This is a genomic window from Rhodoblastus sp., assembly GCF_052145335.1.
In the GTDB taxonomy this organism is placed as follows: Bacteria; Pseudomonadota; Alphaproteobacteria; order Rhizobiales; family Beijerinckiaceae; genus Rhodoblastus.
This window is the reverse complement of record NZ_JBKQOU010000205.1, coordinates 1-7,286: the sequence shown is the minus strand read 5'-3', so window position 1 is coordinate 7,286 and position 7,286 is coordinate 1. Positions and strand designations below refer to the sequence as shown.

8 protein-coding genes are annotated in these 7,286 nt (G+C 62.7%); 2 read left to right on the top strand and 6 right to left on the bottom strand.

The annotated features are described in order from the left end of the window. Window positions 1-69: 69 nt before the first annotated feature. From ACLP2E_RS13205 to acsA, 6 genes are read right to left on the bottom strand one after another with little or no spacing between them, the layout of a single operon-like run. Complete coding sequence (locus ACLP2E_RS13205) at window positions 70-318, bottom strand: DUF3417 domain-containing protein (RefSeq protein WP_442466198.1); 249 nt, start codon at window positions 316-318, stop codon at window positions 70-72. Then, window positions 315-563 (bottom strand): acyl carrier protein, encoded by a 249-nt coding sequence (locus ACLP2E_RS13200; RefSeq protein WP_442461494.1) that lies wholly within the window; start codon window positions 561-563, stop codon window positions 315-317. The genes ACLP2E_RS13205 and ACLP2E_RS13200 overlap by 4 nt, the downstream gene beginning before the upstream one ends. After that, window positions 560-1,780 carry a dihydrolipoamide acetyltransferase family protein gene (locus ACLP2E_RS13195; protein ID WP_442466197.1) on the bottom strand — a complete coding sequence of 407 codons (1,221 nt, stop codon included), beginning with the start codon at window positions 1,778-1,780 and terminating at the stop codon, window positions 560-562. The genes ACLP2E_RS13200 and ACLP2E_RS13195 overlap by 4 nt, the downstream gene beginning before the upstream one ends. Further along, window positions 1,780-2,808, bottom strand: a complete 1,029-nt coding sequence (locus ACLP2E_RS13190) for an alpha-ketoacid dehydrogenase subunit beta (protein ID WP_442461492.1) — start codon at window positions 2,806-2,808, stop codon at window positions 1,780-1,782. Before ACLP2E_RS13190 ends, ACLP2E_RS13195 begins: the two co-directional genes overlap by 1 nt. Continuing rightward, window positions 2,805-3,797, bottom strand: coding sequence for a pyruvate dehydrogenase (acetyl-transferring) E1 component subunit alpha (gene pdhA / locus ACLP2E_RS13185; RefSeq protein ID WP_442466196.1), 993 nt, complete (start codon window positions 3,795-3,797; stop codon window positions 2,805-2,807). Before pdhA ends, ACLP2E_RS13190 begins: the two co-directional genes overlap by 4 nt. A 3-nt stretch (window positions 3,798-3,800) precedes the next feature. Next, window positions 3,801-5,558 (bottom strand): acetate--CoA ligase, encoded by a 1,758-nt coding sequence (acsA, locus tag ACLP2E_RS13180; protein WP_442466195.1) that lies wholly within the window; start codon window positions 5,556-5,558, stop codon window positions 3,801-3,803. Window positions 5,559-5,886: 328 nt separating this feature from the next. On the opposite strand from acsA, the gene ald reads away from it, so the two are divergent. Together ald and ACLP2E_RS13170 are read left to right on the top strand one after the other, a co-directional pair. Beyond that, the gene (gene ald, locus ACLP2E_RS13175; RefSeq protein ID WP_442466194.1) at window positions 5,887-7,005 is read left to right on the top strand and encodes an alanine dehydrogenase; all 1,119 of its coding nucleotides are present in this window, start codon (window positions 5,887-5,889) and stop codon (window positions 7,003-7,005) included. 66 nt (window positions 7,006-7,071) lie between these two features. Beyond that, window positions 7,072-7,286: hypothetical protein (locus ACLP2E_RS13170; RefSeq protein ID WP_442466193.1), on the top strand; the 215-nt coding region annotated here is incomplete at its 3' end.

The window sequence follows — 7,286 nt, the reverse complement described above, 5'->3', positions numbered from 1 at the left end:
CCATGCTGAACCAGGCGACGCCGCCCAGCGACGCGCCGCCCCGCGCTTCGGCCAACCAGCTGCGGCCAGTCAAATAGGCGCGCCGCGCCGCGTCGAGTTGATCGAGATGCGCGACGAAGCTGGCGTCCGCGGCAAGTTCATCCAACGGGCGGCGGAGACGTCTTCGATCACGGTCCATGGATTGCGCGTCCCCCGCCACAGTCCATCGTCCACCCGGGCCCATAGCGCGTCGGCCTCATGGCTCCATGTCCAGCGCAGATCGAGCGCCAGATCACGAAGCGCGCCGAGTGGCGCGGGCAGATCTCGCCAGGGGATCATCGTCTGAGCTTGACCTTGAGATAGTTCACCGCGCCATCGAGCGTGCCGAGTTTTGGGTAATCGAGTTCCGGGATGTCGACGCCGAGGCGACGGTGGATCGCCGTGACGAAGTTGAGGAAGTCCATCGAATCGATATCGAGGGCCTCGCGCAGGTTCGCACTTGGATCGAGCTGCCGCAGGTCCATTTCAGGCGCAATGTTGCCGAGCTCCTGCCAGAGCGCCTCCCGTATTTCGGCCTCGTTCATAGCTTTTCCGGCTCCTGAAGCAGTCTGTCAATTTCGGCAAGAAACAAGGCGCCCGCGTGACCATCGCTGACGCGATGGTCCCCGGAAAGGGTCGCGGTCACGACGGAGCGCGCTTCAACACGGTTCCCGACCAGCCATGGCCGCTCGACCACCTTGCCACATCCGACAAGCGCAACCTGCGGCGGATAGACAATGCCGAACATCGCCTCGACGCCCCGTTCGCCAAGACTTGATACCGTAATGGTCGGGTCGGCAATCTCCGAGCCGCGAATTCGTCCGCTTCGCATCCGCTGAACGAGGTCGCGCAACCGCGCCATCAGTTCGTCGAGCGAGAGCCTGTCGACATTATGCAAAGCCGGCGCGGCCAGCCCCCCGCCGCGAATGGCGATCGCCACGCCAATATGGGCGGCGGACGACGGTTCAAACTTCCCGTCCCGGTAAAAACCGTTGAATTGGGGATAGCGATGGACGGCGAGAGCGACGGACTTGATCGCGAGCGCGGCGAACAGCAGGCGATCGGGGGGCGCCAATGTCGCGTTCCTTCGGGACAGCCATTGCTGGCAGGCGGTGACGTCGAACTGATGCTGAAGATAATAATGCGGGATCTCCCGTTTGGATCTGGTCATGGCGGCGGCGATCGCCACGCGCATGGCGTCGAAGTCGAACCCAATCGCCCTTTTCGTTTCCGTCGCGGCGCGCATCCGTTCGACGTCCGAGCGGACGATCGCGCCCGATGGACCGCTGCCCGCAATGGTCGAAAGGTCAACGCCCTGCAGCCGCGCCAACTGGCGCGCGGCCGGGGAAGCCAGGATGCGGCCAGTCCTGCGGGGCGCTCCGGCGATCGGCGAGGCCAGGGTCGGGGACGGCTGGATCGCGGCCGAAGGCGTGCTTGCGGTCGAAGTGGCGCTTGTGGGCGGCGGCGCGGCTCCCGCCATGGGCGGCTGCGTTCGCGGCTGGGCGGTGGGTTCCGCCTCCGTTCGAATGCGTGCGAGCGGCGCGCCGACGGGAACCTTTCCGCCCGAATCGACAAGAATTTCCTCGATCCGGCCGGCCTCGAAGACTTCTATTTCAATCGCCCCCTTTTGTGTTTCGACTATCGCGACGATGTCCCCGCGGTCGACCTTGTCGCCGGGTTTGACCAGCCATTCGACCATTGTGCCAGCCTCCATGTCGGCTCCCAGCGAAGGCATGCGAAATTCGGTGACGGCGCCGCTCATCACGCCCTGCCGAGCGCGGCTTTGGCCGCTGCGACGATCTTCGACGTTTGCGGGATCGCGGCCTCTTCAAGGTGCCGGGCATAGGGAATGGGCGTTTCTACGCTGCACACGCGCCCGACCGGCGCGTCAAGTTCATAAAACGCCTGCTCGACAATTCGGGCGCAGACTTCCGCAGCCAGGCCGACACTGCGCCAACCCTCGTCAATGATGACCGCACGGCGGGTCTTGACGACCGACGCAAGGATGGTGGCTTCGTCAAGCGGCCGCAAGCTGCGCAGATCGATCACTTCGGCGTCGATATTCTCGCCGGCGAGCGCTGCGGCCGCCTCTAGCGTCTTCCACAGGGAGCCGCCATAGGTGATGAGCGACACGTCATTCCCGGCCCGGCGAACCGCGGCCTTGTCGATATCGACGGCGCCCGCGTCGGAGGCGAGGTTGCCCGTCATGTTGTAAAGCATCACGTTCTCGAAAATGAGCACCGGATCCGGATCCTGCAGCGCTGTCCACAGCATGCCCCGCGCATCTTCGATCGTCGCCGGCGCGAGCACCTTGATGCCGGGGATATGGGCGTACCAGCCCTCGAGGCTGTGCGAATGCTGGGCCGCGAGCTGGCGGCCGGCGCCGGTGGCCATGCGGATCACCAGCGGAACGCCGAACTGGTTCCCCGACATGTGGCGCATCGTGGCCGCCGTATTGAGGATCTGGTCGAGAGCGAGCAGGCTGAAATTGACGGTCATCAGCTCCACGATCGGGCGCATGCCGGCGATCGCGGCGCCGATGCCGGCTCCGGTGAAGCCGGACTCAGAGAGCGGCGCATCACGGATTCTCTCGGGGCCGAATTCGGCCAGCAGCCCTTTGCTCACCGCGTAGCAGCCGCCGTAGCGGCCGACGTCCTCTCCCATCAAGAAAACCCGCTCGTCACGACTCAGCGCATCGCGAATGGCCTCCCGAATCGCATCGCGATAGGTTAGCTCCGTCATTTCGGATTGACGTCTTTCCTGCGTCATGGCGCCCCGCGATCCGTTCATGTCGCCGGCTCCGCATAGACGAAGCGCGTCAGGTCCTCGACCGCTTCCCATGACCCTGACTCGGCGAAGGTGACGGCTTCATCGATCTCCGCAACAACCGCAGTCTCGATGCGCGCCAATTCCTCGGGATGAATCATGTGGTTCGCCTCAAGCCATCCCTGAAAACGCACGATGGGGTCCCTGTGCCGCCAGGCTTCGACCTCGGCCTTGTCACGATAAAGCTGGGCGTCGAACATCGAGTGCGCGCGCAGCCGGTATGTATGGCATTCGAGGAAATAGGGCTTGCCGGTCTCGCGCACCGCATGCACGGCGCGGCGGGCGGCAGCTTCGACCGCGACGACGTCCATGCCGTCGACAGCCTCGGACTCGATGCGGTAACAGGCAGCCTTGTGCTGGAGGTCGGTCTCCGATTCCGAAAGCGCCAACGCCGTGCCCATCGCGTAAAGATTGTTTTCGCACACAAACAGGACGGGCAACCGCCATAGCGCGGCAAGGTTGGCGCTCTCGTGAAACTCGCCTTCAGCAACCGCCCCATCGCCAAAGAAACAGGCGGTCACCGCCTTGTCGCCCCGCATGCGATCGGCGAGGGCTAGGCCGATCGCGAGCGGCAAGCCTCCGCCCACGATGGCGTTGCCGCCAAAGAAATTCGTGGCTCGATCGAATAAATGCATGGAGCCGCCGCGTCCCCGGCTGCAGCCCTCGCGCTTTCCATACATTTCGGCAAGCGCAACGCCCATCGGCATTCCGCGCGCCAGCGCATGCCCGTGTTCGCGGTAAGTCGATACAATCCGGTCGCGCCGCTCCAGCACCGGGATGATTCCGACGGCGATCGCCTCCTCGCCATCGTAAAGATGCAAAAATCCACGAATCTTTCCTTGCGTGTAAAGCTCGGCGCATTTGTCCTCAAAGCGCCGGATGCGGATCATCTGCGAGAGGAGATCCAGGTCGTGCGTCCGCGTGAGATGGGGCTTGTCGGTCTCTTGGCTCATCGCTCATCGCTCCTCGCTCTCGAGCGTTGAAAGGTCCCCTTCGGGGAGGCCGAGTTCGCGCGCCTTCAGAAGACGCCGCATGATCTTGCCGCTGCGCGTCTTCGGCAGGTTCTGGCGAAAGGCGATGTCCTTCGGCGCGACGGCCGGTCCAAGACGCTGGCGGGCATGGCCGAGCAGTTCCTTCCTGAGCGCGTCGCTCGGCTCGAAACCGCCTTTCAGCGCGACGAAGGCCTTTACGAACTCGCCTGCCGTCGGATCAGGCATGCCGATGACGGCCGCTTCGGCGACGGCTGGATGCTCCATGAGCGCGCTCTCCACTTCGAAAGGACCAATCAGGTGACCCGCGCTCTTGATGACGTCGTCCGCCCGTCCGACAAACCAATAATAGCCCTCATCGTCGCGCATGGCGAGATCGCCGGTCAGATACCAGCCGTCCGCGAAGCACTTGCGATAGCGCTGGTCTTCATGGAGATAGGCCCGCATCATCGAAGGCCAGCCCGGGCGCAGCGCGAGTTCGCCGCTCGTCATCGGCGCGACGATCTCCCGCACCGTTCCGTCTTCGCAGCGCTCGACGATGCCGGCGCCGACGCCGGGAAGCGGGCGGCCCATGGATCCAGGCTTGACGTCCATCGAGCGAAAATTGGAGATCATGATTCCGCCGGTCTCGGTCTGCCACCAATTATCGTGGAAGGGCTTGCCAAGAGCCTCGACGCCCCAGACCACCGCTTCCGGATTGAGCGGCTCGCCGACGCTCGCCATCAACCGAAGATGGGAAAGATCGAACCGTCCGGCGATCCCGGCCCCGGCCTTCATCAGCATGCGGATGGCGGTTGGCGCCGTGTACCAGACCGATACTTTCTCCCGTTCGAGGATGCGATACCAGCGTTCGGCGTCGAAGTCCGCCTGGTCGACGATTAATGTCGCGCCATTGGTCAGCGGCGAGATGATTCCGTAGGAGACGCCGGTCACCCATCCGGGATCGGCCGTACACCAGAAAACGTCGTCCGGCCGCAGGTCGAGCGCGAACCGCCCGGTGATATGGTGGCCGACCGCGGCCTCATGCACATGCACGGCCCCCTTTGGCCGGCCGGTCGTGCCGCTGGTGAAGTGCAGCAGGGCCATGTCTTCGGGCGCCGTCCAGATGGTTTCGAAAGAGTCCGGGCAATCCGCCATGGCGGCGGCCAGATCTGTCGCGCCTTCCGGCGGATTGTTCGAGCAGTCGGTCAAAAAAATATGCTGGAGCGTGGCGAGTTCCTTGCGCCAGGGTTCAATCTTGCGCCGGTAGAACGCTTCGGAAGTGATCAGGACCTTGGCGTCCCCGATGGTCATGCGCGCCTTGATCGGCTCCGGCCCAAACGCCGAGAACAGCGGCGAGAAGACGCTGCCGTTCTTGAGCGTGCCGAGCGCGGCGATATAAAGCTCGGGAACCCGGCCGAGCAACGTGAAGACGCGATCTCCCTTGGACACGCCGCGTCGCGCCAGAACATTGCCGAATTTGTTGATGGCCGCCCCGAGCGCCTCATAAGTGAAATCCCGGACGCGATCGTCACGCCCGATACATCGCAAGGCGAGCCTCACGCCATTCCCGGCCGCCACCTGCCTGTCCACCGCTTCGTGCGCGATGTTGAGACCGCCATTCGGCAAACCGTCAAGCAGCGCACGCGCCTGCGCCCACGAGAATGTGCGGGCGCACGCGTCGTAATCGGCCAGATTGGCGCCGAGGCGGTCTTCGGGGCGTTTCCGGATTCGCTGCCAGTCCATATTGGCCTTCCACAGCTTCCACGCCACAGAATGCGCGCGCTTTGCGGAGCCGGCCATGACGCACGTCAATCGGTACGGCGAACGCGTCCCCACGCTTGCGCCGGGTCCGGCGCCATGTCTGCCGGCGCCACGGGATTGCAAAACACGGCAGAAGTCGAGAATCCGGGGTCGATTTGTGGCGGACCGATCAACGGCGCACCCGGATCTCTAACGAAATTGGCCGATGAATCCTTTCCGCCGAAAACGGGAGGTTGCAAGATAGGATCGGCCCCTCAAGTTTTTTTAATCTTGGCCGCAAATAAATTGTTCGGCGACTTCAGGAGGATTCATGCGAATCGGCGTGCCAAAGGAAATCAAGGACAATGAATATCGAGTGGGTCTCATACCTTCCTCGGTAACCGAACTGGTTCAACATGGCCATGAAGTCATAGTCGAAGCTGGTGCAGGGAACGGCGCAGGGATTGATGACGTCGCATATCGCGACGCGGGCGCGGAGCTTTGCGAGGGACCAGATCTTATTTTTGAAACTGCGGAACTTATCGTCAAAGTTAAGGAGCCGCAGCCTTTGGAGCGGACAAAGCTTCGGCGGGACCAGACCCTTTTCGGCTATTTTCACTTAGCGCCGGATGCGCAACAGACGCGGGATCTTATGCAATCCGGAGCGAATTGCATCGCCTATGAAACCGTAACCTCGCTAACAGGCGGTCTTCCATTGCTGACGCCGATGTCGGAGGTCGCGGGCCGACTTGCTCCGCAAGTCGGCGCTCACTGGCTAGAGAAGCCGGCCGGTGGACGGGGAGTTTTGCTTGCTGGCGTGCCGGGTGTTCCTGCGGCGGAGGTCGTCATTTTGGGCGGAGGCGTCGTCGGAACTCATGCGGCGACGATCGGGCTCGGCATGGGCGCGAATGTCATCGTAGTGGACCGCAGTCCGGACGCGTTGCGCAAGATCGATCTTCGGTTTGGCAATGCAGTGCGCACCATTTTTTCCACCCGCGCCGCCATCGCCGAGCTGGTGAAACGGGCCGACCTCCTGATCGGGGCGGTTCTCCTGCCTGGGGCGAAGGCTCCAAAGATCATAAGTCGTGAGATGCTCGGAGTTATGAAGCCAGGAAGCGTTATCGTCGATGTGGCGATCGACCAGGGTGGTTGCTGCGAGAGTTCGAAACCGACCAAACATTCCGACCCGACTTATATCGTCGACGGAATTGTGCATTACTGCGTAACCAACATGCCCGGCGCAGTCCCGCGGACATCGACATTCGCTCTTAATAACGCCACTCTCCCATTTGTTCTGGCAATCGCGGACAAAGGCTGGCGTGAGGCCTTGCGAAGCGACGCACATTTGCGCGCGGGACTGAATATTTCAGATGGGAAGATCACGTCTTTGCCAGTCGGCAAAGCCCACGGCCTTCCGATTACACCGGTTGAAGAAGTGTTGGGGCTTTGACGGGGAAAAGGTTGACCTATGTCGCGTTGGCGCCTCCTTCGGGACCAAATGGATCGGGGAACAGCTATGGTCGCGAAAAAAGCCGACCGCACGTCATCGAACCTGCGCAGTTTGATCAGGTGGGTTACCGAAGCCGATATTGGTGTGAGCAACCTGGTCGCCAGCTATTGGCTATCCTTCGCCTATGCGCGCAATCCACGTGCGCTGATCGACGGCAGGATCTTGGCGAACGGCGCCTTTTACGTGATCTCGATCGCAGCGCCTTACCTCGCGCCCAGGGA

What these genes read in the sequence shown, in the direction of transcription:
- ACLP2E_RS13205 (WP_442466198.1), bottom strand. Translation starts at nt 318, where the DNA reads ATGATCCCCTGGCGAGATCTGCCCGCGCCACTCGGCGCGCTTCGTGAT.
- ACLP2E_RS13200 (WP_442461494.1), bottom strand. Translation starts at nt 563, where the DNA reads ATGAACGAGGCCGAAATACGGGAGGCGCTCTGGCAGGAGCTCGGCAAC.
- ACLP2E_RS13195 (WP_442466197.1), bottom strand. Translation starts at nt 1,780, where the DNA reads ATGAGCGGCGCCGTCACCGAATTTCGCATGCCTTCGCTGGGAGCCGAC.
- ACLP2E_RS13190 (WP_442461492.1), bottom strand. Translation starts at nt 2,808, where the DNA reads ATGAACGGATCGCGGGGCGCCATGACGCAGGAAAGACGTCAATCCGAA.
- pdhA (WP_442466196.1), bottom strand. Translation starts at nt 3,797, where the DNA reads ATGAGCCAAGAGACCGACAAGCCCCATCTCACGCGGACGCACGACCTG.
- acsA (WP_442466195.1), bottom strand. Translation starts at nt 5,558, where the DNA reads ATGGACTGGCAGCGAATCCGGAAACGCCCCGAAGACCGCCTCGGCGCC.
- ald (WP_442466194.1), top strand. Translation starts at nt 5,887, where the DNA reads ATGCGAATCGGCGTGCCAAAGGAAATCAAGGACAATGAATATCGAGTG.